This window comes from Bacillus sp. XT-4, assembly GCF_050864245.1.
GTDB lineage: Bacteria > Bacillota > Bacilli > Bacillales > Bacillaceae > Bacillus > Bacillus altitudinis.
Genome location: NZ_JBPAFI010000001.1, coordinates 204,709 through 230,859, shown reverse-complemented (window position 1 = coordinate 230,859; position 26,151 = coordinate 204,709). Strand labels below are relative to the sequence as shown.

General features: G+C 40.4%; 27 protein-coding genes and 1 riboswitch. Of the genes, 20 read left to right on the top strand and 7 right to left on the bottom strand.

Annotation, left to right across the window (positions count from 1 at the left end):
- Positions 1 to 6 precede the first annotated feature (6 nt).
- The 3 genes from ACRRMM_RS01155 (at position 7) to pbuX (ending at position 3,970) form a co-directional block, all read left to right on the top strand.
- Positions 7 to 1,512, top strand: coding sequence for a carboxypeptidase M32 (locus tag ACRRMM_RS01155; protein WP_428828414.1), 1,506 nt, complete (start codon positions 7 to 9; stop codon positions 1,510 to 1,512).
- A 339-nt stretch (positions 1,513 to 1,851) separates the two neighbouring features.
- Positions 1,852 to 1,951: riboswitch (purine riboswitch) on the top strand.
- Positions 1,952 to 2,069: 118 nt separating this feature from the next.
- The gene (gene xpt / locus ACRRMM_RS01150; RefSeq protein ID WP_008346333.1) at positions 2,070 to 2,654 is read left to right on the top strand and encodes a xanthine phosphoribosyltransferase; all 585 of its coding nucleotides are present in this window, start codon (positions 2,070 to 2,072) and stop codon (positions 2,652 to 2,654) included.
- Positions 2,651 to 3,970, top strand: coding sequence for a xanthine permease PbuX (pbuX, locus tag ACRRMM_RS01145; RefSeq protein WP_007500846.1), 1,320 nt, complete (start codon positions 2,651 to 2,653; stop codon positions 3,968 to 3,970). The genes xpt and pbuX overlap by 4 nt, the downstream gene beginning before the upstream one ends.
- A gap of 65 nt (positions 3,971 to 4,035) precedes the next feature.
- Here the strand turns inward: pbuX and ACRRMM_RS01140 are convergent, their stop codons facing one another.
- Positions 4,036 to 4,890, bottom strand: coding sequence for a polysaccharide deacetylase family protein (locus ACRRMM_RS01140; RefSeq protein ID WP_217815880.1), 855 nt, complete (start codon positions 4,888 to 4,890; stop codon positions 4,036 to 4,038).
- Between the two features lie 492 nt (positions 4,891 to 5,382).
- On the opposite strand from ACRRMM_RS01140, the gene ACRRMM_RS01135 reads away from it, so the two are divergent.
- The 6 genes from ACRRMM_RS01135 (at position 5,383) to ACRRMM_RS01110 (ending at position 12,353) form a co-directional block, all read left to right on the top strand.
- Positions 5,383 to 6,480 carry a type III polyketide synthase gene (locus ACRRMM_RS01135; RefSeq protein ID WP_008346344.1) on the top strand — a complete coding sequence of 366 codons (1,098 nt, stop codon included), beginning with the start codon at positions 5,383 to 5,385 and terminating at the stop codon, positions 6,478 to 6,480.
- A complete protein-coding gene (locus ACRRMM_RS01130) occupies positions 6,480 to 6,989 on the top strand; it encodes an isoprenylcysteine carboxyl methyltransferase family protein (RefSeq protein ID WP_008346347.1) in 510 nt (169 codons plus the stop codon). The genes ACRRMM_RS01135 and ACRRMM_RS01130 overlap by 1 nt, the downstream gene beginning before the upstream one ends.
- A gap of 64 nt (positions 6,990 to 7,053) precedes the next feature.
- Positions 7,054 to 7,161, top strand: a complete 108-nt coding sequence (gene fbpC / locus ACRRMM_RS01125) for a Fur-regulated basic protein FbpC (protein ID WP_306172627.1) — start codon at positions 7,054 to 7,056, stop codon at positions 7,159 to 7,161.
- A 131-nt stretch (positions 7,162 to 7,292) separates the two neighbouring features.
- Complete coding sequence (locus tag ACRRMM_RS01120; protein WP_217815879.1) at positions 7,293 to 10,886, top strand: dynamin family protein; 3,594 nt, start codon at positions 7,293 to 7,295, stop codon at positions 10,884 to 10,886.
- 41 nt (positions 10,887 to 10,927) lie between these two features.
- Positions 10,928 to 11,191 carry a YpbS family protein gene (locus ACRRMM_RS01115; protein WP_008346351.1) on the top strand — a complete coding sequence of 88 codons (264 nt, stop codon included), beginning with the start codon at positions 10,928 to 10,930 and terminating at the stop codon, positions 11,189 to 11,191.
- 274 nt (positions 11,192 to 11,465) lie between these two features.
- Positions 11,466 to 12,353: a 5'-3' exonuclease gene (locus tag ACRRMM_RS01110; protein ID WP_148779967.1), complete on the top strand. Its 888-nt coding sequence runs from the start codon at positions 11,466 to 11,468 to the stop codon at positions 12,351 to 12,353.
- A 40-nt stretch (positions 12,354 to 12,393) separates the two neighbouring features.
- Here the strand turns inward: ACRRMM_RS01110 and ACRRMM_RS01105 are convergent, their stop codons facing one another.
- From ACRRMM_RS01105 to ACRRMM_RS01095, 3 genes are read right to left on the bottom strand one after another with little or no spacing between them, the layout of a single operon-like run.
- Positions 12,394 to 12,519, bottom strand: a complete 126-nt coding sequence (locus ACRRMM_RS01105) for a hypothetical protein (RefSeq protein ID WP_008346357.1) — start codon at positions 12,517 to 12,519, stop codon at positions 12,394 to 12,396.
- A 43-nt stretch (positions 12,520 to 12,562) separates the two neighbouring features.
- The gene (locus ACRRMM_RS01100) at positions 12,563 to 12,958 is read right to left on the bottom strand and encodes a reverse transcriptase-like protein (RefSeq protein ID WP_217815878.1); all 396 of its coding nucleotides are present in this window, start codon (positions 12,956 to 12,958) and stop codon (positions 12,563 to 12,565) included.
- A 1-nt stretch (position 12,959) separates the two neighbouring features.
- On the bottom strand, positions 12,960 to 13,649 hold the full coding sequence (locus tag ACRRMM_RS01095; RefSeq protein ID WP_007500834.1) for a queuosine precursor transporter: 690 nt from the start codon (positions 13,647 to 13,649) through the stop codon (positions 12,960 to 12,962).
- Positions 13,650 to 13,743: 94 nt separating this feature from the next.
- Here ACRRMM_RS01095 and ACRRMM_RS01090 point away from each other — a divergent pair, with 94 nt between their 5' ends.
- The 3 genes from ACRRMM_RS01090 (at position 13,744) to ACRRMM_RS01080 (ending at position 14,953) form a co-directional block, all read left to right on the top strand.
- On the top strand, positions 13,744 to 14,415 hold the full coding sequence (locus ACRRMM_RS01090) for a ribonuclease H family protein (protein ID WP_007500833.1): 672 nt from the start codon (positions 13,744 to 13,746) through the stop codon (positions 14,413 to 14,415).
- A gap of 1 nt (position 14,416) precedes the next feature.
- Positions 14,417 to 14,599, top strand: a complete 183-nt coding sequence (locus ACRRMM_RS01085; RefSeq protein WP_008346366.1) for a zinc-finger domain-containing protein — start codon at positions 14,417 to 14,419, stop codon at positions 14,597 to 14,599.
- Between the two features lie 171 nt (positions 14,600 to 14,770).
- Positions 14,771 to 14,953 carry a hypothetical protein gene (locus ACRRMM_RS01080; protein WP_008346368.1) on the top strand — a complete coding sequence of 61 codons (183 nt, stop codon included), beginning with the start codon at positions 14,771 to 14,773 and terminating at the stop codon, positions 14,951 to 14,953.
- A 51-nt stretch (positions 14,954 to 15,004) separates the two neighbouring features.
- On the opposite strand, the gene cspD is transcribed toward ACRRMM_RS01080, so the two are convergent.
- Entirely contained in the window at positions 15,005 to 15,205 is a 201-nt protein-coding gene (cspD, locus tag ACRRMM_RS01075; RefSeq protein WP_003215784.1) for a cold-shock protein CspD, read from the bottom strand.
- A gap of 267 nt (positions 15,206 to 15,472) precedes the next feature.
- On the opposite strand from cspD, the gene ACRRMM_RS01070 reads away from it, so the two are divergent.
- Positions 15,473 to 16,174 (top strand): AIM24 family protein, encoded by a 702-nt coding sequence (locus ACRRMM_RS01070; RefSeq protein ID WP_007500832.1) that lies wholly within the window; start codon positions 15,473 to 15,475, stop codon positions 16,172 to 16,174.
- Between the two features lie 35 nt (positions 16,175 to 16,209).
- Here ACRRMM_RS01070 and ACRRMM_RS01065 read toward each other — a convergent pair whose 3' ends face one another.
- Both ACRRMM_RS01065 and metA read right to left on the bottom strand, forming a co-directional pair.
- On the bottom strand, positions 16,210 to 17,361 hold the full coding sequence (locus tag ACRRMM_RS01065) for a diglucosyl diacylglycerol synthase (protein WP_007500831.1): 1,152 nt from the start codon (positions 17,359 to 17,361) through the stop codon (positions 16,210 to 16,212).
- A gap of 228 nt (positions 17,362 to 17,589) precedes the next feature.
- Complete coding sequence (gene metA / locus ACRRMM_RS01060) at positions 17,590 to 18,498, bottom strand: homoserine O-acetyltransferase MetA (RefSeq protein WP_428828413.1); 909 nt, start codon at positions 18,496 to 18,498, stop codon at positions 17,590 to 17,592.
- A gap of 138 nt (positions 18,499 to 18,636) precedes the next feature.
- On the opposite strand from metA, the gene ACRRMM_RS01055 reads away from it, so the two are divergent.
- The 7 genes from ACRRMM_RS01055 to ACRRMM_RS01025 all read left to right on the top strand — a co-directional run bounded on the left by ACRRMM_RS01055 (position 18,637) and on the right by ACRRMM_RS01025 (position 26,038).
- Positions 18,637 to 20,319: a formate--tetrahydrofolate ligase gene (locus ACRRMM_RS01055; protein ID WP_206113933.1), complete on the top strand. Its 1,683-nt coding sequence runs from the start codon at positions 18,637 to 18,639 to the stop codon at positions 20,317 to 20,319.
- Positions 20,320 to 20,393: 74 nt separating this feature from the next.
- Positions 20,394 to 20,876, top strand: a complete 483-nt coding sequence (locus tag ACRRMM_RS01050) for a glutathione peroxidase (RefSeq protein WP_007500827.1) — start codon at positions 20,394 to 20,396, stop codon at positions 20,874 to 20,876.
- Between the two features lie 2 nt (positions 20,877 to 20,878).
- The gene (locus ACRRMM_RS01045; RefSeq protein ID WP_146271501.1) at positions 20,879 to 21,502 is read left to right on the top strand and encodes an HD domain-containing protein; all 624 of its coding nucleotides are present in this window, start codon (positions 20,879 to 20,881) and stop codon (positions 21,500 to 21,502) included.
- 30 nt (positions 21,503 to 21,532) lie between these two features.
- Positions 21,533 to 22,672, top strand: coding sequence for a conserved virulence factor C family protein (locus tag ACRRMM_RS01040; protein ID WP_017359705.1), 1,140 nt, complete (start codon positions 21,533 to 21,535; stop codon positions 22,670 to 22,672).
- Positions 22,673 to 22,981: 309 nt separating this feature from the next.
- Complete coding sequence (gene ilvD, locus ACRRMM_RS01035) at positions 22,982 to 24,658, top strand: dihydroxy-acid dehydratase (protein ID WP_007500822.1); 1,677 nt, start codon at positions 22,982 to 22,984, stop codon at positions 24,656 to 24,658.
- A gap of 81 nt (positions 24,659 to 24,739) precedes the next feature.
- Positions 24,740 to 25,174: a BrxA/BrxB family bacilliredoxin gene (locus ACRRMM_RS01030; RefSeq protein WP_008346384.1), complete on the top strand. Its 435-nt coding sequence runs from the start codon at positions 24,740 to 24,742 to the stop codon at positions 25,172 to 25,174.
- Positions 25,175 to 25,240: 66 nt separating this feature from the next.
- Complete coding sequence (locus ACRRMM_RS01025) at positions 25,241 to 26,038, top strand: class I SAM-dependent methyltransferase (protein WP_428828412.1); 798 nt, start codon at positions 25,241 to 25,243, stop codon at positions 26,036 to 26,038.
- The last annotated feature ends 113 nt before the right edge of the window (positions 26,039 to 26,151 follow it).

Genomic DNA, 26,151 nt, shown 5'->3' with positions numbered 1-26,151 from the left:
GAACGCATGAGTCTTGAATCAAAAGAGAAAGCGTTTTATCAATTACTAGGAAAAATCGCCCATTATACAGAGGCGCTTCATTTACTTTATTGGGACTCTCGAACACAAGCGCCTAAAAAAAGTGCTGATTTCAGAGCAGAAACCATCGGTCAATTATCCAGCGATATCTTTAATATGAAGACTTCTGATGAAATGAGAGATCTTCTTGATGCATTAAATAGAGAGAAAGAAAAGCTGTCAAAAGACACGCAGAAGGCACTCGAATTATCGCAAAAAGAATATGATGAAAACAGTAAAATTCCAAAAGAAGAATTTAAAGAATACTCCATTCTACAATCAAAAGCAGAACATGTTTGGGTAGAAGCAAGGGAGAAATCAGATTTTTCACTCTTTGCACCCTATTTAAAACAACTGATTGATTTTAACAAGCGTTTCATCCAGTATTGGGGCGTGAAAAAAACACCATATGATGTGCTGCTCAATAATTATGAGCCGGATATGACGGTTGAACAACTCGATCAAAAATTCGGTGCACTTCGAGACGCCATCGTTCCTCTCGTGAAAAAAATTGAAGCTTCGCCAAATAAACCGGATACTTCGTTTTTATCGAAAAGCTTCCCGATCGACAAACAAAAAGAGCTGAGTCTCTTTTTCTTAAAAGAGTTAGGGTATGACTTTGACGCAGGACGACTTGATACAACGGTTCATCCTTTTGCTGTGACATTAAGCAGAGGGGATGTACGTGTGACGACGCGTTATGATGAGCACGATTTTCGCATGGCGATCTTTGGCACCATTCACGAATGCGGCCACGCCATTTATGAACAAAATATTGATGAGGCACTGAGCGGAACGCTCTTATGTGACGGCACATCAATGGGTATTCATGAATCACAGTCTCTTTTCTTTGAGAACTTTATCGGCAGACATGAAGATTTCTGGAAAACGTATTATCAAAAGCTGCAAGAGGCATCTCCTGAACAATTTAAAGATGTCACTTTAGAAGAATTTGTGCATGCGGTGAATGAATCGAAGCCGACTTACATTCGAATTGAAGCAGATGAACTCACGTATCCGCTTCACATTATTATTCGCTATGAAATTGAAAAGGCCATTTTCAATGAAGAAGTAGCCGTTGAAGACTTGCCAGCGTTATGGAATGAAAAATATAAAGCATATCTTGGCATTACGCCGCCTAACGATGCGCTTGGTATTTTGCAGGATGTTCACTGGTCAGATGGTAGTTTTGGTTATTTCCCTTCATATGCACTTGGTTATATGTATGCGGCGCAATTAAAGCAGCAAATGATCAAAGATTTACCGAATTTTGATGAACTGATTCAAAACGGGTCTTTTGCACCGATAAAAGAATGGCTAACTGAACATGTCCATCAGCATGGAAAACGGAAAAAGCCATCTGAGATCATTCAAGACGCAACTGGTGAAGAATTAAATGTTCAATACTTAATTGATTATTTAACAGATAAGTACACGAAACTGTATTTATCATAAATGAAAGGCACCCTTTGATCAGAAGGGTGCTTCAGCGTGTAGACAAACCCTCGCATTCGTTGTCAGGGTCTGCGCGCCGGTGCTCACGAATGTTAAATTCGCTCTGCTCCGGTGCTCGTCCTTCCTAGACTGCAAAGGTTTTCTAACACGCTGAAAAGAAGACAAAGGGCTAAAATAAAGTTCATTTTAGCCCTTTGTCAACAATCTGAGGCACCCTTTAATCAAAAGGGTGCTTTTTTGCTGGTTGAATATTCTAAAAACGAACGTTTAAAGCTTAATGATTATTTAAGTTCGGTATTTTTCTAGAAAAGTGCTTTCCAAGCGTCTGAAATCTTGTTATAATTTGAACACTATAACACTCATATAATCGCGTGATAATGGCACGCAAGTTTCTACCGGACACCGATACCGTCCGACTATGAGTGAGCAAAATGAAACAGCTTTTGTATGAGCTGAAGATCCCGTGGATCGTTTTCGCATTGCTTGCTCCTTAATGGACAGCAATGCTTTTTTTATGCAAAAAAATGAAAGTTGCTAATATGCTGGGAGGAAGAATGATGGAATTGTTACGTCAAAAGATCGAGAACGAAGGAATCGTTCTGTCAAATCAAGTGCTAAAGGTAGATGCTTTTTTAAATCATCAAATTGACCCTGTGTTAATGCATGAGATCGGTCAAGAGTTTGCTAGATTATTTAAGCATGATGGAATTACTAAAATTATCACAATCGAATCTTCTGGTATTGCACCTGCTGTCATGGCTGGACTTGCCCTTCATGTGCCAGTTGTTTTTGCCCGAAAGCGGCAATCACTGACTTTAACGGATAACCTTTTGACAGCAAGTGTGTATTCTTTTACCAAAAAAGTAGAAAGTACGATCGCTGTCTCTAACACGCACCTTAGTGAGGATGATTGTGTGTTAATTATCGACGACTTTTTAGCAAATGGAGAAGCCGCTAAGGGACTAGCTGCAATCGCAAAGCAAGCGAAAGCAAAAGTAGCTGGTTTTGGAATTGTTATCGAGAAATCATTCCAGCCTGGAAGGAAAGAACTTGTGCAAATGGGCTATAGAGTCGAGTCACTCGCACGTATCGAATCGCTCGAGGAAGGAAAAGTCACGTTTGTACGCGAGGTACAATCATGAGTGCCGCTAAAAAAGCCAAAACCCTTTCGCTAGGGATACAGCATGTACTGGCGATGTATGCAGGTGCGGTTCTTGTTCCGCTCATTGTTGGAGATGCGCTTGGGCTCACGCCAGCCCAGCTGACGTACTTAATTTCGGCAGATATTTTCATGTGCGGTGCTGCCACACTGCTTCAAGTATGGAAAAACCGCTTTTTTGGCATCGGTTTGCCTGTTGTACTAGGCTGTACATTTACTGCGGTATCTCCTATGATTGCGATTGGCTCTAAATATGGAATTTCGTCTATATATGGAAGTATTATCGCCGCAGGGTGTATTGTCATTGCTCTTTCATTTTTCTTTGGGAAGCTTGTGAAATTCTTCCCGCCCGTTGTCACAGGTTCCGTCGTCACGATCATTGGAATTACCTTAATTCCGGTCGCCATGAACAATATGGCAGGTGGTGAAGGAAGTGCAGACTATGGTTCTTTTGAGAATCTTGGACTTGCTTTTCTTGTATTGTTTATCATTGTCCTTCTCTATCGATTTACAAAGGGATTCATGAAAGCCATTGCCATCTTAATCGGCATTCTACTTGGGACAGCAGTTGCTGCTTTCTTAGGGAAGGTGGAGACAGCAGAAGTGGCGAATGCACAAGTTTTCCGCATCATTGAGCCTTTTTACTTTGGGCTGCCTACTTTTGAATTTGCACCAATCATGACAATGACATTAGTTGCCATTGTGTCATTAGTCGAATCAACGGGTGTATACTTTGCGCTCGGAGATTTAACGAATCGTTCATTAAAAGAGAAGGATTTAGCAAAGGGATATCGTGCAGAGGGAATTGCCGTTTTATTAGGCGGTATCTTCAACGCTTTTCCATACACAGCCTACTCCCAAAACGTTGGATTGATCCAATTAACAGGCGTGAAGAAAAATCAGGTCATTGTGGTGACAGGTGTATTATTAATGGTATTTGGCCTTTTTCCTAAAATCGCGGCATTTACAACGATTATTCCAAAATCCGTTCTAGGCGGTGCAATGGTCGCCATGTTTGGCATGGTCATTGCGTACGGGATTAAAATGCTCTCACGCGTCGATTTTGCCAAACAGGAAAACTTACTCATTGTCGCATGCTCAGTTGGCATCGGGCTCGGAGTAACGGTTGTGCCGCAAATGTTTGAGCATTTACCAGAATCGATTAAATTGTTAACAAGTAACGGAATTGTCGCCGGAAGCTTTACCGCTATTTTGCTTCATATTATTTATCACATGATTCCTTTTAAAAAAGAAACAGAGCAGGAGCTAATGGAAGAACCTAAGCAATCTGTTATGTAATCACTTCTCTTTGGAGAGCTGAAAGCCCGCATCCTTTGGATACGGGCTTGTTGTGATTAGTGCTATTAATGTTGTACCGGCGGCATTGTTTCGTTAATGACTGCAAATGTATAGCCCCTTGCTTTTAGTTGTGTAATTAGGCTATCTAAATAGTTCGTGGTAGAGGGTTGATCATGCATTAAAATCACTTTTGGTTCCCATGGTTTATTTTTCTCAAACATTTGCAGTTGATTCAATACCTCTTGAACATATTGTGAGTTTTTATATCTCCAGTCAAGGCTATCAATCGTCCAATCCCAGTAAATGAAGCCATATTGGTTTAAGCGTACTTTTTGATCATATGTTAAATTTGGAACACTGCCATAAGGTGTTCTCACAAGACGGGTGTAACCGCCTGTAACAGAAGCAAGAATGAGCTGAGCTTCTCTCATTTCATTTGCGGGAGACTCACTGTTTTGATAAAAGCGGTTTATATCATGCGTCATGCCATGAAGCCCTAATTGATGTCCTTCTTGATAAAGTCTTTTCACAGCTGCTTGGTGAGCTTGGATTTGCGGTCCAAGCATGAAGAATGTCGCCTTCACTTGATGTGCTTTTAAGACATTTAACAGCTGATTTGATGTAGCAGAAGGACCATCATCAAATGTTAAAAAGACCATTTTATTCGTTGTCTGTTGGTTTGGATTGGTCCTAAATTGTTGATCCAATGTTCTTGTAGAATGATCTTTTGCTTTCAGACTGATACTTGTGTCTCGGAAGTCACTGCTAGCAACAATTTTTGCTTGCCCATTTGTCGCCTGCAAATGGGTTTTAGACATATCCCAGATAAAAACGAGAAACAGTGTAAGAAGCACTAAACCAATTATCTTCGAGAGAAATATCGTGTTGTAGGGTGTTTGTTTTTTGGACACCTTTTTCATGACAATCACTCCAGTCAATTAAATTTTGTGCCGAATCATGTAGTAGATTCTGTCTTTTTTCACTGTTTTTCATGGTGTACATATTGATTAAGTATACAGGAAAAAACCCCCTTTTCATATATAATCATCAAATGAATTAGCATTTTATGGTTATTTATTTGTGTTGATCAGAAAAAGGTGATCCATTCATGTTTAAATGAAAGGTGGGGTTTGTCTACGGTCAGCACTTCTCATTTGAGAGGTGCTTTTTTGCATAAAGCTATGTTAACTAACTCTATTAAAATTGCATAAAAAAGCAGGTTCGCTTGGCTTGGAACGAACCTGTGAAGGAGGAAAACTACATCATGTTTTCACCTATATTATCCAATATTTATCAATTGTCGTCAAGACAAAAAGTTAGACGGAGGAAAATATTTTGACTGAATTGTGTCGTTTTGGCATGTATATCCTTTTTTTGATTGGGGATATTAACCGAAAAAAGAGGTGAAGCCGATGGCGTACATTCTTTCAGTTGGAACAAGTCTGCCAAAACATCATGTGGATCAGCAAGCAGCTGCTCAATTTGCAAGGTCTCAATTTAAACGATCGTTTAAAGATATTGATCGGCTATTAAAAGCTTTTAATAATGGCGAAATAGAGAGCAGGCAGTTTGTCCAGCCTATTGATTGGTATCAAGAACATCACTCTTTTGAAGAGAAAAATAATCTCTATGTCGAAAAAGCATTGGCACATGCGAAAGAAGCCGTTTTTCACTGTCTGCATGAAACAGCATTTCTTACAAAGCCAGTTCCTTTTGATGAGATTGATGCTTTGTTTTTCATCTCCAGTACAGGGTTATCAACGCCAAGTCTTGATGCAAAGCTGATGAATGTTCTTCCATTTTCTCCTTATACGAAACGAGTGCCAATTTGGGGGTTAGGATGCGGGGGCGGGGCGGCAGGCTTATCCCGAGCTTATGAATACATCATGGCGTATCCAGAAGCGAAAGTGCTCGTTGTTGCCTGCGAGCTTTGCAGCCTCACTTTTCAGCCGCAAGATCAATCAAAAAGCAATTTAATTGGAACCTCGCTGTTCGGTGACGGGACGGCGGCCGTTCTTTTAACTGGAGAAAAGGCTGCCTCTAAGTATACGCGGTTAAAAACAGTACCTAAAGTGCTTGGCACGCAGTCAGTGACCATGAAAGATTCTGAAGATGTGATGGGATGGGATTTTACCGCCGACGGATTTCGGGTCATCTTCTCACGTGACATTCCGTCCATCATTTCTGGGTGGTTAAAAGAGCAAGTGGATCAATTTTTACATCAGCTAGGGTTTTCTACAGAGGATGTATCCGTTTTTCTTGCTCACCCTGGAGGAAAAAAAGTGATTGATGCCTATCTTGAAAGCCTATCTTTACAAGAACATCAGCTATTTTCTTCAAAAGAGGTTCTGAAACAGCATGGAAACATGTCCTCTGCCACCGTTTTATATGTCATGAAGCATTTTCTTGAACATCAGTCACTAGATGCAGGACAGGTGGGGCTTTGCGGAGCACTTGGTCCAGGCTTTTCGTCAGAATTATTGCTCATGAAATGGGAGGGGCTCTCGTGATGATTTTCTGTATAGTGATTGGCATTTTCATTTGTCAGCGCCTCATTGAAGTGCTTGTGGCGAAAAGAAATGAAAAGAAGGTGAAGGCGCTCGGAGCGATTGAATTTGGTGCAAGCCATTATCCTTATATGGTCGCTATGCATGCAGCTTTTTTCCTCTCGCTTATTGGAGAGACATGGCTGCTGTATCGTCAACCGTCTCGTTTTTTCCTATTGCTGCTTGTGTTTCTGCTTGCGACCCAGGTGATTCGGTACTGGGCACTATGTTCACTTGGGACGTTTTGGAATACAAAAATCTTAGTCGTTCCAAATGCGATGATTGTGAAAAAGGGGCCGTATCGCTGGTTAAAGCATCCTAACTATGTGGTGGTGGCGATTGAACTGATGTTCATTCCGCTGCTATTTAACGCATTTATTACTGCCATTTTGTTTACGTGTTTAAATGGATGGATGATGATGGTCAGAATTCAAACAGAAGAAAAAGCACTGAATCAGTATTTATTAAATTAATATTGAAAATCATTATCAATTGTGCTACACTTTCATTAATGATAAACATTCTCAATCATGAAGGATGGACGGTGATCACATGACAATGATTTTCTTACTCGGTACGGTCTGTGTATACAGCTTATTGATTGGCTTCGTATTAAAAGGTGTTTCAAAAAAATCTGCTTCCTGATTGCAGTCCTTTGTGACTGATCGGGCAGCAGATTTTTTTATTTCCTCAGATCAGAAGAAAAATCTCTTTATTTTGTGTAAAATGGTACACATACATAACTGACTTTTCTAAAAACAAAGGGGTTTATCGTCATGAAAGACTTGTCTATTCGAGATTCGCTCGTTCAAACTACAGGTGCTTTATATCAAAGCCTTCTGAAAAGGGATGATCACGAGCGCGCAGCCAAACTTGCATCTATTATGAAAAAGGAAGCTGAAGAAGAAGTATATATCGCATTTACCGGCCACTATTCTGCTGGTAAGTCATCACTAGTGAATCATCTTCTTCATGATCACATCCTGCCCACAAGCCCAATTCCAACGAGTGCAAACTTGGTTGTTGTCAGGAAAGGGGTCAGTGAAGTTCAGCTCCATACGTCTGATGGACGTTTCGCAAAAATGGGCGGTTCTTATGATAAAGAAGCGGTGCAGCGTTTTTGTAAAGATGGGGAACAAATTGAGATGGTGGAAATTAGCGGTGATTATAGTGGACTTGAAGAAAAAGTGGCACTCATTGATACGCCGGGAATTGATTCAACGGATCATGCGCACTTTTTATCCGCTGCTTCTATTCTTCATCAAGCGGATGCTCTTTTTTATGTCGTTCATTATAACCATGTCCATTCTGAAGAAAACATTCGCTTCATTCGCTCGATTAAAGAGAAAGTGCCTAATCTTTATTTCATCGTCAATCAAGTGGATCGGCACGATGAACAAGAGACAACTTTTGAAAACTACAAAAAACAAGTCGTTGAGATGCTTTTAAAAGAAGGCATTGAAGAAGAACATCTATATTTTACTTCTGTGACGGATGAGGCACACCCAAAAAACGAAATGATCCGTTTAGTGAAGAAGCTACAAGAATTACAAACCATGCCTAAAGCATCACTTCGAGCCTATACAGAGCAGAAAATCGAACATGTTTTAAAAGAACATATAGACTCGTTAAAAGAAGAACTGCATGAAGAGGACCTTGACGCGCGGCTGCAAGAAAAAAGGAATGAAGTGAAAGAACTAGAAGAGAAACGCCGATTTATTGAAAATGGTGCAAAGCAGGTAGAAGATGAAGTGTCTTCTGAAGTAGAGAACATCTTAAAAAATGCAAACCTCACGCCATTTAAAATGCGAGAGCTTGCAAGTGACTATATCGAATCGAAAGCACCTGGCTTTAAAGTGGGTTTACTTTTTGCCAAAAATAAAACCGAGCAGGAAAAGGAAAAAAGGGCAAATGAATTCTTAGCAGATGTAAAAAAGAGAATGAAAGCGGAAGTTGACTGGCACATTGCCGAGCTCCTCAAAAAAGAAATAAAACAGCATCAGCTTGGCGAAGCGTTATTAGACAAAGCCATGGCATTTGAGACACCTATTGAAGAATCCTTGCTTGAAAAGGTCATTCACCAAGGGGCAACTTTTTCTAACGAATATGTTCTTCAATATGCGAAAGATGCTGGTGAAGCATTGAAAAGACAGGCGAAACAGCAAGCGCTTCAATTGATTGAACAGATGATTGAAACCTTGAAAGACCAGCTCAAGAATGAACAGGAGAAGCAAGAGGAAAAATGGGAGCAAGCGAAACAAGAGCTTCAGAGCCTTGAGGGGTATAACGAAAAAAATGAACAAATAAGACAGGATATTCAGCATATATGGGATATTTGGCAAAACGGAACGGATGAGCATATCCCAGGCGACTGGTTTTATGCGAAAAAGCAATGGATGCAGCACGACCAGCTGGAGAAGAATCGCGCATCAATTCATGTTGAAGAGAGCGATCAAGCTACTGAACGGACAGAGCGCGATCAATACCGCCAATCGCAGCATTTAACAACAGCACAATCGATTGCACAATTTAAAGAGCTTTCCCGCATTTTATCGCCTTTAGATATTCTAAAGTCTCAAAGAGATTCCTTTGAAAAACGAACAGAACGGCTGCAGGCAAAAGAATTTACACTCGCTTTATTTGGCGCTTTTAGTTCTGGAAAATCTTCTTTTGCCAATGCGCTTGTTGGACGGAAGGTGTTACCATCATCTCCTACGCCAACAACTGCAACAATTAACAAACTGACACGACCTACGGAAGATCATCCTCATGAAAGTGTCAAAGTGGTGTTTAAAACCAAGCAGGACATTCTAGAGGAACTCGATCAGATTCTTGGATTTTCGATCACAACAGAAAAAGGAGATTCGTTTCAGGCAAAGCTGGAAAGAGTACTGAAAAAACGGCAGCTCGAACAGGATCACCGAATCATTGTAGAACATTTTCTACAAGCCTATGCCAAGTTTCATGATGACATTGACAACCAAACCAATTTACATGTCACACTTCAAGAATTAAAGCCTTATGTAGCGGAAGAATCTGTTTCTTGTGTGGTGAAGGAAGTGACGGTGTATTTAAGTACACCTTTGACAGATAAAGGACTGACGATTGTCGATACACCAGGTGCAAGCAGTATGAATAAGCGTCATACAGAAATCGCCTTCCAGTATATGAAGGATGCAGACGCCCTTCTTTATTTAACGTATTATCAGCACTCTTTCTCAAAAGCTGATCGCTCATTTTTACGGAAGCTTGGACTCGTAAAAGATTCCTTTAGCATGGATAAAATGTTCTTTATCATCAATGCAGCTGATTTGGCTAAGGATCAAGCAGAGCTTGAAACCGTATTTGACTATGTACGAAGCGAGCTCACAAAAGAAGGTATCCGCAATCCAAACCTGCATCATGTGTCTAGTAAGGAAGAGATCGAGGGGAAAGAGCCGACATCTTATAATCAATATGCAACACTGAGAAAACAGCTCGACTATTTTATTGAGGAAGAATTAACGAAAGATGCCATTGAACTTTTGCATTTTGAAGCTAATACATTATGTACAACGGTCGATAGACTACGTGCGACCTTGCATCAATCAGAAGATGAGAAAGAAGCTGAAAAGAAAAACATCAAGACATCCTATGAAGCCATTCTCGAAAAAATGCAAGACGTGAAACGGTCTAAGCTTGTGACCGAAAGCGTAAAAAAAGACGTGCATGAACAGCTCTATCATATTGTACAGCGGCTTTCATTATTTGCGAATGATCTATTAAAGTCGGCTTTTTATCCTGGCATATCTCAAGGGAATTTTGGTCAGCAGTTAAAAATGGCACTTGAGAAAGCGTTAAAGGAGTATGAATTTGAATTTGTGCAGGAGCTCAAGGCACTTGATATCCGAATGGAATCGTTTATCCACCATTATTTCCAAGAGGAGTGGGAAAAAGGGATGCAGGCTGCATGTGCGGAAGATCCTTACTTTTCTCTCAGCCTGTCAGCCCCTGAGGAGAAAAATGCTGAGCTAAAACAAATTGAAGTCGAAGCAGAGATTGCACCATTTGAGCCGCTTTTAAAGAAACAAAAATCAGCGAAAGCCTTCTTTGAACAAAATGAAAAGGCTACGTTTATTGAAGCCATTCGAGATGTTCTACATCAAATGACAACACGTTGGGCAGATAACGAAAAAGAAGAGTTGCTGAGCAGATATGAACAGCTAGTGAAGACCTATACGGAAAGATACGAACAAGATGCTCTCCAACAGCTCAATGAGCAAAAACAGACATTTATGACGAGCCTTACAACAGATGCTGAAAAACAGGCGATCATTGAACAAGTTTATGAACAAACAAATGAATGGAAGAACCAGTTGAAAACGATATGATTCATGATAGACTATATAAAAAAGAAAGCAGTTGATAGACGATGACGAGCGTACACGAAGAAATTTCTGCACATTCACAGAAACAACATGCCCACATCCAATCTTTTCTTGCACTTGAACAAAAAAGAGAGCAGGCGATTGAATCGGCTGTGAAAAAATGTGAACACAATGAACCATTTTCAACAGATGAGATCAACGCCATTACGTCTAAAATGAATGAGCTTGCCCGAGGCGGAATTGTTCCGCTTCGTAAACACGTGACGATTGAGATGGTGGAGGAATACACCCAGCGTAAACAGAAGTAAAGAGTAATTTTCTCATTTTTGGTCATCTTAACAAATGAACCAGAAAGGGGAATGATCATGGCAAAAAAGCAAAACGTAAAGCAGCAGGAGGAGCGCATGCCAAAGGAAAAAGACATGCCATCCTACGCAGAAGCGGAAACGAAAAAAATGCAATATGGTAAAAAGTAATCGGGCTGCCTCTTCTTTATCAAAAGAAGAAGGCGCCTTTTTTATGTTCGTTTCAATGTTCTATGATAGAATAGGAGTATTGTTTATAAAAAGGGAGTTTAGATGAATGAATAAACACGTCTTACTTGTAGATGGAATGGCACTTCTTTTTAGGTCGTTTTATGCGACGGCTGTCCATCGCAATTTTATGATAAATGATCATGGTGTGCCGACAAATGGAGTGAATGGTTATTTGAAGCATTTGTTAACAGCTGTCCAAACATTTGAGCCGACTCATATCGTATGCTGCTGGGATATGGGGAGCCAGACATACCGGAACGAATTGTTTCAAGATTATAAAGCCAATCGAGGTGAGGCGCCTGTTGAGCTTATCCCGCAGTTTGATTTAGCAAAAGAGGCGACAGCAGAACTGGGGATCATGAACATTGGTGTGAAAGGTTTTGAAGCAGATGATTGTATTGGAACGCTTGCATCAATCTATCAAAACGAAGCACATGTGACCGTCTTAACAGGAGATAAAGATTTGCTGCAGATCTTGAATGAACAAGTGACCGTGGCTTTAATGCAAAAAGGCATCGGGAATTATAAGCATTATACAAAAGCCCTTTTTGAAGAGGAAATGGGCATATCTCCAAAGGCGCTGATTGATATGAAAGCGCTGATGGGTGATACTAGCGATAATTACCCTGGTGTAAAAGGAATCGGCGAAAAAACAGCATTGAAATTTATTCAAACGTATGAAACGATTGATCGACTGTTAGAAAATGTTCATGCATTAACGGTAGCTCAGCAAAAGAAAATGCAAGCAGGTTTAGAAGATCTGAAGCTTTCTCGTATACTGGCAGAAATTAAATGTGATGTACCACTCAGCTGTCCGATTGACGAAACAAAAATAAAAATGGACCCAGAGCGGGCAGCGGCAATGCTTCGCTTGCATCAAATTAAAGGGATCGAACCAATGGTTAACCGCTTAAGTCAATTAGGAATCAGTTAAGGTTGTTCTTACGCAGAAAAGAAACAAAGGGCTACATGTATTAGCCCTTTGTGTTGCTTTTTTTCGCCTTATTTTCTAATTGCGATATTGGCTGTTTATCTTTTGTTTGCGCATCACCTTGAGGAGTCGTTCCGTTTGTGACACGGCCTCTGTTCTCTTTATCCAATTCGTATCACCTCACACATTAGCATAACCAAAAGAAAAGCGATTCATCCTTTTGAAAGGTGAATCGCTTTTCTAGCGAGCTGATCAGCCACTTGATTTTCCTTGCTCGGAATCCACTTAATGAAAAATAAATCAAATTCGCTTTGAAGCTGCAGCATTTCTTCGATGAAATGACGAAAAGATGGATTTTTAGCAAATCCTGCATTGGCTGCACGATCCACTACTTGTGAATCTGTGCGGAAAGAAACGGTCCGGAATCCTTTTTCTACGCATATTTTCATGCCTTCAATGAGCGCAGAAAACTCTGCTTCATGATTGCTCATGATGCCAAGAGGAATGGAGAAAGACTCAGCTTTTCCGTCATATTTCAAGAAAATGCCGATGCCAGATGGACCTGGGTTTCCGGCACTAGCACCGTCAATATATATTTCAGCTGGCAATTTATTTCCCCCTTTCATCAATCGGAACCATTTTTTTCGCCGCATAGGCATAAGGTGTGCCAATGGCAGCGACGATAAATTTAATCACATAAGTCGTGATGAAAATTTCGATCCATATATGGAATGGGTAGGTCCCAAGAAAGGCAATAGTTGTGAAAACGAGTGTATCAAGCAGCTGGCTAATCATTGTACTCCCCGCATTTCGCAGCCAGAGCGCACCATCTGAAGGAAATATCCGGCGAATAAACGAATATACATAAACATCTAACATTTGACTGATGATATAAGCAGCAAGGCTACCAAGAGCTACCCTTGGCATAAAGCCAAATATCGTTTCTAATGATGATTGGGAAATGTCAGATGGAGCGGGATGGAAAAGCAAAGCCTCCTGCATGACAACAGTTAATGTTAAAAGGGTGGCAAAGCCAATCCAGACAGCTTTTTTCGCTTCGGTTTGTCCATATTTTTCATTGAGGACGTCCGTTGCAAAGAACACACTGCCGTATAAAATGTTGCCAAGTGTTGCCGTTAAGCCAAATAATTCAACGGTTTTGACCACTTGTAAATTGGCAGCAACTGTTGCAAAACCAATCCAGACGAAAAGCCCCATCTTGCCAAATCCTTTATAAAATAGAAGAACAATGATAAAATTAATGATCGCAAATAAGATCCAAATACCTTCATTAAACAAGTGACATGAACTTCCTTTCTAAATGTAAAATGTAACTTTTTGATTATAGCATAACGAACGTTTACCTTAAAAGTATGGGAAGGCGATGTGATCAATGAAACTAAGAGCGCACTATACAATGAAAGTGAAATCGATTGGGTCCATTGCTTTTTTCCAAGAAGATTGGATGGAGCTCAAAGAGGCCTTGCTTTTAGCAAAACATATAGACAAAAAAGAACCGCAGTCACTTTTATCTTTTGAAGATGAAAAGGGTGCGATGTGGTCGACGAAAGAACTTGAAAAGCTAAACGAAGAACTTAGGCTTGAACCCGATCAGCTTCAGGTCTATTTTGATGCGAGTTTTCGCAAAGAAACAGGTGATGCTGGGCTTGGAATTGTCGTGTATTATCAGCTCGGACAGGATGCATACCGGTTAAGGAAGAATCAGCCTTTTCAGAGCACCACGAACAATGAGGCGGAGTATGCGGCTTTATTTGAAGCGGTAAAAGCTTTAAAAGAACTGGGAGCCAGCAGAAACTCTGTTACGATTAGAGGAGATTCTCTTGTTGTAATGAATCAGCTCAAAGGGGAATGGCCTTGTTATGATGATATACATAACAAATGGCTCGACCGAATTGAGGCTGCGATCAAAGAGCTGAAGCTCACGCCAACATATGAAGTCATCGATCGTAAACAAAATGCAGAAGCAGATCAGCTTGCCAGACAGATACTTGCAGACGTCCCCATCGAAAGTAAGTTGAAATTAGAAGCAGACGGAGCTGAATAAAGTGGATAAAAAAACAGCAGTAAAAGAATTAACAGATCTTCAAGACACGTATTGTTCAGATTGTTTGATTAAGAAGCACTTTCGTAAAGAATTTGGTAAAAAATACGCCCACTCCTTTTGTATACAGCAATGCACGGTAGGAGAGAAGATCAAACAATACGGGAATGAATTACTCAAAAAATAAGCGTACACTCCGGTTTTCCTCTAGATGTATCATATGCTCACGAAAAAAAACGAATAGAATGTGTAAAAAAAGAACATATTCTGAAAAATGAGCCGATATAACTATAGAAAGTTTTGGTTGAGTTACTTTTTGACTAAGTGACGGATAATAGAGGAAAAGGGGAAGGCCGGCATGGATAATAAGGATTTTGAAACGGTATTACATCGAACATTTCAAGAGGTGTACAGTGATCTAGAGCAACTGGTAGATGTAGCAAAGAAGGGAAGACCTTTTCTCGAAAAAGATATCTCTGAAATTGAACAAAGATTAAAGCAAAATATTTTAGCGATTGAAATTCAGCTGAAAATCAAATAAGAGAGGCATACGCCTCTCTTTATTTTGTCGTTTCATCATTGATTGAGTTGATTAGATTTTTGTTACGTTTGCAGCTTGAGGTCCACGATTACCTTCAACGATTTCAAAAGAAACTTCTTGTCCTTCTTCTAGAGATTTGTAACCGTCACCTTCGATAGCTGTGAAGTGAACGAATACATCGTCTCCGCCTTCAACTTCAATGAAGCCGAAACCTTTTTCATTATTGAACCATTTTACTTTACCGTTTTGCATATTGCTTTTTCCTCCTAGTACTGTAGCACACCTTTTGGCATACTAAAAAAAATTTTTCATCACCTAACGACTTAAGAAGTTGTTAAATGATGGTTCCACTATACACCATCAAAAGTAAAGCGTCAAGCAGGCAAGCCAAATTTTGAGCAGAATGTTTGATTTTTTTGTTTTTTTAGTGAATGACATTTATCTATAAAACGTCCTAATCTCATGAAACCTAACGTATAACTTGTCCGTATATAGTAAAAATACAGAAAGAGGTGCGTCATGAATCGTTACACAATTGAGGAGTTTGTTCAGAATACGCAGCAAGAAGACAAAGGGGAAGGGGTCTTTGAACTTGAAACACCAAGATTGTTAGAAATTAATTTAACGGATACCATTTGGGCAAAAACAGGCTCCATGGTTTCATATCGCGGGAAAATAAAGTTTGAACGTGAAGGTGTGTTTGAACACGGTGTGTCAAAGATGTTCAAAAAAATGTTATCAGGAGAAGGAACCTCTTTGATGAAGGCCACAGGTGATGGAAAATTATATGTAGCAGACCAAGGGAAAAAAATCTCGATTCTTCGATTGGCTCAAGGGGAGTCTATTTTCGTTAATGGAAACGACTTGCTCGCATTTGAACCGTCTGTTCGGTGGGATATTAAATTAATGAAAAAGGTGTCTGGCATGCTTGCAGGCGGATTATTTAATGTCAAACTTGAAGGACCAGGTCTTGTGGCAATCACAAGTCATTACGAACCGCTGACGCTGATTGTTCAGCCAGGTGATTCTGTTTATACAGATCCGAATGCGACGGTCGCATGGTCAGGAGATTTGCAGACTGAATTTGTGACAGATGTATCGTTCAAAACGTTTATTGGCAGGGGAAGCGGAGAGTCCATTCAAATGAAGTTTAGCGGAAGTGGCTTTGTTGTTGTTCAGCCGTTTGAAGAAGTATATACAACGAATGGAAATCAAGGTTAAAAGAAAAAAGGTGTCCGTCAATGACGGGCACCTTTTTATGATAATGCTTGAGCATACGATTTGTTGCTCATGATCAGATCTGATTGTTCGACGATATCTTCTAAAATGGTTTGAGAAGACTGTTTTAAGTGTAATTTTTTGATGTTTTGTTTCATGGATTCTAATTTTTCTTCGTCTTGCAGCAAGTTGGTGACAGATTCTAAAATGTCTTCGTGTCTGTTGATGACAATGGCAGCGCCGTAATCTTCAAAGAAAAGAGCATTTTCTTTTTCTTGTCCTGGAACAGGTTTGTAAAGAATAACTGGGACACCAATTGCTGTTGCTTCTGTTAATGTAATTCCGCCCGGTTTTGTAATCATACAGTCCGTTACTCTGAACAATTCATCAATTTGTTCCACATATCCAAGCGCCTTCAATTGATTTGGGTGTGCTTGTTCAAGTTCGCTAAGCGATTGCTTCAGCGCTGCATTCTTACCGCACACAACAACAATTTGTACTTCACTGTCAAGAAGTAGTGCTTCACACAGTTCCTTCACATTTTTTAGTACACCATGGGCACCCGCCATAATGAGAAGGACTTTTTTGTCTGATGATAATCCATATTTTTTATAGATGATCGATTTAGGCACGTCTACTTCAAATTGTGGTCTAATCGGAATGCCTGTTACCTTGACATCGCTTGGATGTGTGCCGATTTCTACTAGCTTTTGTTTCACATAATCGGTTGCAACATAGTATCGGTCAATGTTTTCATGTACCCAAATTTTATGAAGACAAAAGTCTGTCATCACATTAAATGTTGGAATGACTTTACCTGTTTTGTTTCGGTATTCAGGTACAACAATCATCGGGAATGTAATGATGATGATATCCGGATTGTGTAATTGAATTAATTCATCAAGACGCTTATTTCCCATCTTTAAATAAATGTTAAATTTGCGTTTATTGTAAATTTTATCTACACCGTAATAAAACAAGCGATAAAATTGTTTCCCAATGGAGAAGCTCTTTAAATATAAATATTGAGTCACTTCAGACACAATGGGATTTGATTCTTGATACAAATTAGAAACTATCACATGTTCAAACCCTTGGGATTTGCATTCATCATACAGTGTTTTTGCAACCTGCATATGTCCATTTCCATAATTTGCGGTCAAGATTAATATTTTTTTATTGGTATTCAAGAATATTCACCTCAAATGTAATCAACAACAACAAAACTTCGTACGAAAACTATAAATCTCATAGGTCTACATATACATAAAGATAACATATAAACAGCGAGAGCATATCATTCGTTACGAAAGAATTAAACTAATTTTAAAAAACAAACAGACTAAATTGATAATGGAAGACAGAGCCATTTGTATTTTAACACATTTTAAGCATTTATAATCAGACTACAGTCTATTTTATTCCCACACATATGGTGTTTCTTGATAAACATAGTAATTAAGCCAATTCATAAACAGCAAAGTAGCATGGGCTTTCCAGCGGTTCACTGGAACTAATGTGTCTCCATCTTCTATGAAATAGTGGACGGGTTTTTTGACTGTATCATGTTTCAACAAATCTCTTTCATATTCCTGCTTCAATGTATCTGTATCGTATTCAGGATGTCCAGTTAAAAATACTTGTTTATCATCATCTGAAACAATTAAACAAACACCAGCTTCCTCAGACGTGCTCAATACTTTTAGATTCGTCGTGTTTTTTAATTGTTCTGTATTAATATCTGTATGCCTAGAATGTGGGACATAGTATACTTCATCGAAACCTCTTACTAATCTTTCTTTTTTCTCTTTGACAAGATGCTCAAAAACACCGAATTTTTTCTCTGGAAGCTTGATTTTTTCAATGCCATAATGATGATAAAGACCAGCCTGTGCCCCCCAGCATATATGGAGAGTAGACGTCACATTCGTTTTACTCCAGTCCAAAATGTCCTGCAGTTCTTTCCAATAGGAAACTTCTTCGAAAGCTAAATGCTCAATTGGTGCACCTGTAATGATCATGCCATCAAATTTTTTATGGCGAATCGAGTCAAAGGTCGTATAAAATTCATCTAGATGCTCTCTCGATGTATTCTTCGGTGTATGTGTACTTGGAATCAAAAATGTAAAATACACTTGCAAAGGAGAATTTCCGAGCATTCTCAACAGCTGCGTTTCAGTTTGTATTTTTTTTGGCATTAAGTTTAAGATCACGATATTCAAAGGACGGATATCTTGTTTGAATGCCCTTGTCTCATCCATGACGAAAATGTTTTCGCTCTCTAGTATTTGTTTTGCTGGCAGATGAACTGGTATGTTAATAGGCAACTCGCCACCCCCTGAACCAAAGCTAATTTCACTTCATTATAGGAACTTTCTGGCGATATTTCAATGTTTCAATTATGTTACAATGAAAAATAGAGCAAAAAAGAAAGCTGTTTCTGTCAAAAAAGGAGGCCATTAATCATGATCACAAAGCATTTATCAGATATTGACATTGCTCAAAAGGCAAAGCTGAGACCGATTCAAGACATCGCAGCAAAATTACAAATACATGACGAAGAATTAGAATGCTATGGTTTCACAAAAGCGAAAATATCTTTGACTATTTTTGACCGTTTAAAGGAACAAAAAGAAGGAAATGTGATTCTTGTGACTTCGATCAACCCAACGCCAGCAGGTGAGGGGAAGTCCACCGTAACAGTTGGCCTAGGTCAAGCCTTCGAGAAAATTGGGAAAAAAGCGATCATTGCCATGCGTGAACCTTCACTAGGTCCCACAATGGGTATTAAAGGCGGTGCGGCTGGCGGCGGATATTCACAGGTGTTGCCTATGGAAGAAATCAATCTTCATTTCACAGGGGATTTTCATGCGATTACATCTGCACATAACGCTTTAGCTGCTTTTATTGATAATCATATCCATCACGGAAATGAGCTTGGGATCGACGCACGCCGAATTGTATGGAAACGAGTGTTAGATTTAAACGATCGTGCTCTAAGACAAGTGGTCGTAGGACTTGGCGGTCAATTAAATGGGTACCCTAGAGAAGATGGATTTGATATTACGGTTGCATCCGAAATGATGGCCATCCTCTGTTTAGCAGACGACTTAAACGATCTAAAAAAACGTCTTTCTTCTATTGTTGTTGCCTACAATCAAGAAGGTGAACCGGTCACAGTTGGAAATCTAGGATATGAAGGCGTATTGACCTTGCTTTTAAAAGATGCGCTGAAACCAAACCTTGTTCAAACGATTGAAGGAACTCCAGCCCTTGTTCATGGTGGTCCTTTTGCCAATATTGCACATGGATGCAATAGTTTAATTGCCACAAAAATGGCGGCAAAACTAGCAGATTACGTCGTAACAGAAGCGGGATTTGGTGCAGACCTCGGCGCGGAAAAATTTCTTCACATCAAAACAAGAGCCGGTGATTTTAAACCAGGCGCTGTTGTCATTGTAGCAACTGTCAGGGCGCTAAAAATGCATGGCGGAATGCAGAAAACAGAGCTCAAGGAAGCAAATGCACAGGCTGTATTAGAAGGTATACATAATTTAGAGAAGCATATTGAAACAGTGCAAGCCTTCGGTCTACCATACATCGTTGCAGTGAACCGTTTTATTACCGATACAAAAGAAGAAATTCAAGCAATAGAAAACTGGTGCGAAACGAATGGACATCCAGTCAAAGCCGTCAATGTATGGGAAGAAGGGGGAGCTGGCGGGGTAGCACTTGCCGAAGAGCTCACGACACTCATTGAAAAGAATGAAAACAGCTTTTCTTATTTATATGAGAAGCAAGATTCCATTGAAGAAAAGTTGTCAAAAGTCGCCAAAGTGGTTTATGGTGCAGACGGCGTCAACCTTACATCAAAAGCAAGAAAGCAGCTAGCTGCAATTGAGAAAAATGGCTGGGCCCATTTGCCGGTTTGTATGGCAAAAACGCAATATTCACTATCGGATGATCCAGCTTTAATCGGCAGACCAAAAGGCTTTACCGTTACGATTCGAGAGTTAAAACCATCTGTAGGGGCAGGTTTTATCGTTGCACTAACGGGAAGCATTCTGACCATGCCAGGTCTCCCTAAAAAACCTGCGGCACTTGAGATGGATTTATTAGAAGACGGCAGTGTGACTGGACTCTTTTAGCAGGAAGCATAAAAAGCGATTTTCTAAAAGAAGCATGTTACGATAGGAAAAAGTGAATCCTAGGAGGCTATGAGATGTCAATTTATGATATTCAGGTCAAGACCATTAACGGTCAGGAAAAATCAATGGCAGATTACAAAGGGAAAGTACTGATCATCGTGAACACAGCGAGCAAATGTGGACTGACCCCTCAATTTAAACAATTACAAGAGTTATACGATCAATATCATGAAAAGGGCCTTGAAATTTTAGGATTTCCGTGCAATCAATTTATGAATCAAGAGCCAGAAGGGGAAGAAGCAATTCAAGAATTCTGTTCGTTGAACTATGGTGTGACCTTCCCGATGTTTGCAAAAGTAGATGTCAATGGTGACAATGCGCATCCGCTTTTCAAATACTTAACGAGTCATGCGAAAGGTGTGCTTGGCACAAAAACGGTGAAATGGAATTTCACAAAATTTATCGTTGACCAAAACGGAGAAGTGACTGAACGATTTTCTCCTAAAACACCACCAAAAGAATTAGAAAGCTCCATTATCGCTCTTTTGGAGAAATAAGCATGTATTCGAGTAAGCAGCAAGAACAATTGGAGGCAGCTGCCTCCTTTGTTTCAAAACAGCTAAAGAATGAACCGACTGGACACGATGAAGCTCATATCAATCGTGTGCGCCAGCTTGCCGTCCATATTGCACAACAGGAGGGCGGGTCGCTTTTTGTCATTGAAATGGCAGCGATTGTCCATGATGTCATTGATGACAAGCTGTCTAGTGAATGGAAGCTTTCACCGCATGATCTCAAGCAGCAGCTCCTTTTGTGGGAAGTGGACACGCGAGATATTCGCTATATCATGGATATTATTACAACGATGTCTTTTCGTCACCGGCATATGCAGCATCAGCCAGTGACATTAGAAGGGGCCATTGTTCAAGATGCAGATCGGCTAGATGCGATAGGTGCAACTGGGATTGCAAGGGTGTTTACATATGCAGGTGCAAAAGGGGAGCCTCACTATACAGAGGGTGCTCACCAAGGCACAGTACTTTTGCATATGCAAGAAAAGCTGCTTCAATTAAAAGACTTGATGAACACACGTGCTGGAAAGCAGCTGGCTCATGAGCGGCATGAGTTTATGTGTCTATTTATCAAGACATGGAAAGAAGAATGCGGCCTTACAGATGAGTAGGGTCTTTATGTGTGTAAGGAGGATGTATAGATGAAAATAACTGCCATAGAACCAACGCCAAGCCCGAATACAATGAAAGTCATTTTGACAGAAGCGCTTGCAGGCGGTAAAAGCAATAACTACAAAAAAGATCAAAAAGACGAAGCGCCAGAGATGATCAAGCGAATTTTAACCATTGAAGGTGTAAAAGGTGTTTACCATGTAGCCGATTTCTTAGCGGTTGAGCGTAATGCGAAATTTGATTGGCAAGGTATTTTACAGCAAGTCAGAGAAGCCTTTGGACAAGAAACAGAAGGTCTTCAGGGAGAATCGCAGTCAGGTGATGACACATTTGGAGAAGTCAAAGTGCATGTTCAAATGTTTAATGGGATTCCGATGCAGGTCAAGCTGACAGACGGTGAAAGAGAAGAACGATTTGGAATGCCTGAACGTTTCCAGGCAGCGATTTTAAAGCTAAGAAGCAGTTCAGATAATGTTGTATTTGAACGTGTGTGGAAAGAACATGGCGTACGTTTTGGAGAATTTGCTGATATCGGTCAAGAAGTCACAGAAGAGCTGCAAGCTGCATATGACGACGAGCGTTTATCCCGTTTAACAGAGGCAGTGAAGGAAGGTCAAGAGGCTGTAGATAAACAAGTGAACCGAAAAGCATATGATGTGACAGAAGAGATGCTGCGCGATGAAGATTGGAAGAAACGTTTTGCTCATTTAGAGCAAATGCAGCCAGAGAAAAAAGATATACCTGTTTTAATGAAAGCGATGGAGGATCCAAAAACATCGATTCGCAGACAAGCTGTTGTGAATGCTGGCATGATTGAAGATCCAGCCATTTTGCCTATTTTATATAAAGGGCTTGAAGATAAAACAGTGACGGTTAGAAGAACTGCTGGAGATTGTATTTCAGATCTTGGTGATTCTAGTGCGATTGAAGCGATGATCGCAGCCTTAAAGGACCCAAGTAAGCTTGTCCGCTGGCGTGCGGCCATGTTCCTTTATGAAGAAGGTGACGAAACAGCACTCGAAGCTTTAAAAGAAGCGGAGCAGGACCCTGAATTTGAAGTCAGTCTTCAAGTGAAAATGGCCATCGAACGAATTGAGCACGGAGAAGAAGCAAAAGGCTCTGTGTGGAAGCAAATGACAGAAAGTAGAAAAAATGCATCAGAATCATAAGACGATGAGACAGCTGCCAATAAAAGGCAGCTTGTTTTCTGAAAAGGGCTTTTTTATTGGCAGAAAAATTTTTTTAGAAAAATTATTTTGAATATTGTTGAAATATGAGAAAAAACTCTATATAGTAGTACCAATATAGAATATTGGAGGTCAGATTTTATGACACAATCCTTGCTGAGCACTTGCTTCAGCAGAGAAATCAGTCACTATCTATTATAGGTGGCTAAATAAACAGAAAATTTGTAAAATAAAATCAACTCAAAATCATACAGTCAACAAGACTAGTAGTATAGGAGGCTTTTTAAACAGATGGCAGAACTTCGCAGTAATATGATTAAACAAGGAATTGACAGAGCACCTCACCGAAGCTTACTAAGAGCAGCTGGGGTAAAAGATGAGGATTTTGGTAAGCCGTTTATTGCCGTATGTAATTCCTATATTGATATTGTCCCAGGGCATGTCCATCTTCAGGAATTCGGAAAAATTGTGAAAGAAGCCATTCGTGAAGCTGGCGGTGTTCCATTTGAATTCAATACAATTGGGGTAGATGATGGTATTGCGATGGGGCATATTGGGATGAGATATTCATTGCCAAGCCGTGAAATCATTGCTGATTCAGTAGAGACCGTGGTGTCTGCACACTGGTTTGATGGCATGGTTTGTATTCCTAACTGTGATAAAATCACGCCAGGTATGATGATGGCTGCCATGCGTGTGAATATCCCAACTGTATTTGTCAGTGGTGGACCGATGGAAGCTGGGAGAACAAGTGATGGCAGGAAAATTTCTCTTTCTTCTGTCTTTGAAGGCGTAGGGGCATACCAATCAGGGAAAATTAATGAAGAGGAATTAAACGAATTAGAGCAGTTTGGCTGTCCAACATGCGGATCTTGCTCTGGTATGTTTACAGCAAATTCAATGAACTGTCTAGCAGAGGCGCTTGGGATTGCTCTTCCTGGAAATGGGACCATTCTGGCGACATCACCAGAACGAAGAGAATTTGCGAAGAAGTCAGCAAAACAATTGATGGAGCTAATCAAAAAAGACATTAAACCACGTGATATTGTCACGGAAAAAGCGATCGATAACGCATTTGCTTTAGATATGGCACTTGGTGGTTCAACCAATACAGTTCTTCATACATTGGCGATTGCAAACGAAGCGGGCGTTGAATATTCACTTGAGCGTATTAATGAAGTCGCAGAACGAGTGCCGCATTTATCCAAACTCGCTCCAGCTTCAGATGTATATATTGAAGATTTACATGAAGCTGGCGGAGTGACCGCTGCACTAAATGAATTGTCCAAAAAAGAGGGGGCTCTTCATTTAGATACCATGACCGTCACAGCGAAAACGTTAGGCGAGAACATCGCAGGGCATGAGGTAAAAGATTATAACGTCATTTATCCAATTGACAAGCCATTTACTGAAAAGGGCGGCTTAGCCGTTTTATTTGGAAACCTTGCGCCAGATGGAGCGATCATTAAAACAGGCGGTGTACAAGACGGCATCACGCGTCATGAAGGACCTGCGATCGTATTTGAATCCCAAGAGGAAGCACTTGAAGGAATCATTAATCGAAAAGTAGAAGCAGGACATGTTGTCATTATTCGTTATGAAGGACCTAAAGGCGGTCCAGGCATGCCTGAAATGCTTGCACCAACTTCACAAATTGTCGGAATGGGACTTGGTCCAAAGGTTGCTTTAATTACAGACGGACGATTCTCCGGTGCTTCTCGCGGATTGTCTATTGGACACGTCTCTCCAGAGGCAGCAGAAGGCGGCCCGCTTGCCTTTGTTGAAAATGGTGATCATGTCGTTGTCGATATCGAAAAACGCATTTTAAGCGTAGATGTCCCGGAAGAAGAATGGGAAAAAAGAAAAGCAAACTGGAAAGGCTTTGAGCCAAAAGTAAAAACAGGTTACCTTGCCAGATACTCAAAACTTGTGACATCAGCCAATACAGGCGGAATCATGAAAATTTAATGTGAAATTGATCATTTGAAAATTGGCTCTCTCTATAGTATCCTTTATTCACAACATAAGGATTATAGAGGGGGCTTTTTTATGTCAATGGCATATGAAGAATATATGCGTCAGCTCGTCGTACCAATGCGCCAAGAACTGACAAGTGCAGGGTTTCAAGAATTGACGACTGAAGAAGAAGTAGAAAAAACGATGCAGGAAGCAGAAGGAACAACATTTGTTGTCGTCAATTCCGTATGCGGATGTGCTGCCGGTTTAGCACGCCCTGCTGCTACTCAAGCTGTCATGAAAGCAGAAAAAGCACCAGATCGAATGGTGACGGTCTTTGCTGGTCAGGACCGGGAAGCTACGGCTAAAATGAGAGAATACTTCACAGGTGAGGAGCCATCTTCTCCATCTATGGCACTTTTAAAAGGAAATGAACTCGTTCACTTTATCCCGCGTGACGAAATTGAAGGTCATGAAATGGAAGATATTATGAAGAACGTCTTATCTGCATTTGAAAAACATTGCTAATACTAGTGTTGAAATGTCCTGTGATCCAATCAGGGCATTTTTTCTTGATTATGATGGAGGAACGACATGCTCATTACAACAAGCTTTAGAGCAAATGAACAAACAATTGAAACGGCAAAGGCTCTCGCAAAGGACTTGCATGGTGAGTATATCGAGCGGCGTAAACAATCTGTCAAACAGCTTGCGATTAAGCGGGGGGATGTACTCGTTGTTGGGAAAGAACGATTTGAATGGTATCAGCCAAATGGTGAAAAGTTCTTTTTCCATCCAAGCTCAGCGATGTTTAGGGTGAAGCGGGTCCTTCGTGGTGAAAAAGATCCATTAATAGAAGCAGCACAATTAAAGCCGGGCGACTCCTTTTTAGATTGTACGCTTGGGTTAGGATCAGATGCGATTACCGCAAGCTGCGCTACAGGCGCCAATGGAGAAGTGGCAGGCATTGAAAAAAATCCGATGACGGCATTGCTTGTTCGAGAAGGACTCAGCACATGGGAAACGGGTGTGAGAGAGGCAGACGAGGCGATGAAACGGATATCTGTCATCAGCGGGGATAGTATTGAGCAGTTAAAGAAGCTCCCTGATCGATCCTATGATATCGTCTATTTTGATCCAATGTTTGAAGAAACCATACAAGAGTCTGCTAGTATGATGCCGCTTCGTCATGCAGCTGAGCATCATTTTGACCATGAAACCGCTGTGAAAGAAGCAATGAGAGTGGCTAGCAAAAGAGTGGTTTTAAAAGATCATTGGAAAAGCACACGATTTACCACTGATTCCTATCAATTTCAGGTGATGAAACGTAAAACCGCCCAATTCCATTACGGATATATCTCAATAGAAGAAGACAAATCAACAAAACTTTAATCACTCTTAACAATTAAAAAAGCCCTATTTCAGGGCTTTTAATCGGTGATCTCCATATAGACAAAATAAAATAACGTCAGCAAGGAAGCTGTGATGAAAAACCCTTCAAGCAT

Bases quoted from the DNA above. Each gene is read 5' to 3' on its own strand.
- ACRRMM_RS01110 (WP_148779967.1), top strand. From the start codon at position 11,466: ATGAATAAACACGTCTTACTTGTAGATGGAATGGCACTTCTTTTTAGG.
- ilvD (WP_007500822.1), top strand. From the start codon at position 22,982: ATGGCAGAACTTCGCAGTAATATGATTAAACAAGGAATTGACAGAGCA.
- cspD (WP_003215784.1), bottom strand. From the start codon at position 15,205: ATGCAAAACGGTAAAGTAAAATGGTTCAATAATGAAAAAGGTTTCGGC.
- ACRRMM_RS01155 (WP_428828414.1), top strand. From the start codon at position 7: ATGAGTCTTGAATCAAAAGAGAAAGCGTTTTATCAATTACTAGGAAAA.
- fbpC (WP_306172627.1), top strand. From the start codon at position 7,054: ATGGACGGTGATCACATGACAATGATTTTCTTACTCGGTACGGTCTGT.
- ACRRMM_RS01025 (WP_428828412.1), top strand. From the start codon at position 25,241: ATGCTCATTACAACAAGCTTTAGAGCAAATGAACAAACAATTGAAACG.
- ACRRMM_RS01055 (WP_206113933.1), top strand. From the start codon at position 18,637: ATGATCACAAAGCATTTATCAGATATTGACATTGCTCAAAAGGCAAAG.
- pbuX (WP_007500846.1), top strand. From the start codon at position 2,651: ATGAGTGCCGCTAAAAAAGCCAAAACCCTTTCGCTAGGGATACAGCAT.
- ACRRMM_RS01090 (WP_007500833.1), top strand. From the start codon at position 13,744: ATGAAACTAAGAGCGCACTATACAATGAAAGTGAAATCGATTGGGTCC.
- ACRRMM_RS01080 (WP_008346368.1), top strand. From the start codon at position 14,771: ATGGATAATAAGGATTTTGAAACGGTATTACATCGAACATTTCAAGAG.
- ACRRMM_RS01050 (WP_007500827.1), top strand. From the start codon at position 20,394: ATGTCAATTTATGATATTCAGGTCAAGACCATTAACGGTCAGGAAAAA.
- ACRRMM_RS01140 (WP_217815880.1), bottom strand. From the start codon at position 4,890: ATGAAAAAGGTGTCCAAAAAACAAACACCCTACAACACGATATTTCTC.
- ACRRMM_RS01030 (WP_008346384.1), top strand. From the start codon at position 24,740: ATGTCAATGGCATATGAAGAATATATGCGTCAGCTCGTCGTACCAATG.
- ACRRMM_RS01045 (WP_146271501.1), top strand. From the start codon at position 20,879: ATGTATTCGAGTAAGCAGCAAGAACAATTGGAGGCAGCTGCCTCCTTT.
- ACRRMM_RS01135 (WP_008346344.1), top strand. From the start codon at position 5,383: ATGGCGTACATTCTTTCAGTTGGAACAAGTCTGCCAAAACATCATGTG.
- ACRRMM_RS01040 (WP_017359705.1), top strand. From the start codon at position 21,533: ATGAAAATAACTGCCATAGAACCAACGCCAAGCCCGAATACAATGAAA.
- ACRRMM_RS01070 (WP_007500832.1), top strand. From the start codon at position 15,473: ATGAATCGTTACACAATTGAGGAGTTTGTTCAGAATACGCAGCAAGAA.
- xpt (WP_008346333.1), top strand. From the start codon at position 2,070: ATGGAATTGTTACGTCAAAAGATCGAGAACGAAGGAATCGTTCTGTCA.
- ACRRMM_RS01115 (WP_008346351.1), top strand. From the start codon at position 10,928: ATGACGAGCGTACACGAAGAAATTTCTGCACATTCACAGAAACAACAT.
- ACRRMM_RS01120 (WP_217815879.1), top strand. From the start codon at position 7,293: ATGAAAGACTTGTCTATTCGAGATTCGCTCGTTCAAACTACAGGTGCT.
- ACRRMM_RS01130 (WP_008346347.1), top strand. From the start codon at position 6,480: ATGATTTTCTGTATAGTGATTGGCATTTTCATTTGTCAGCGCCTCATT.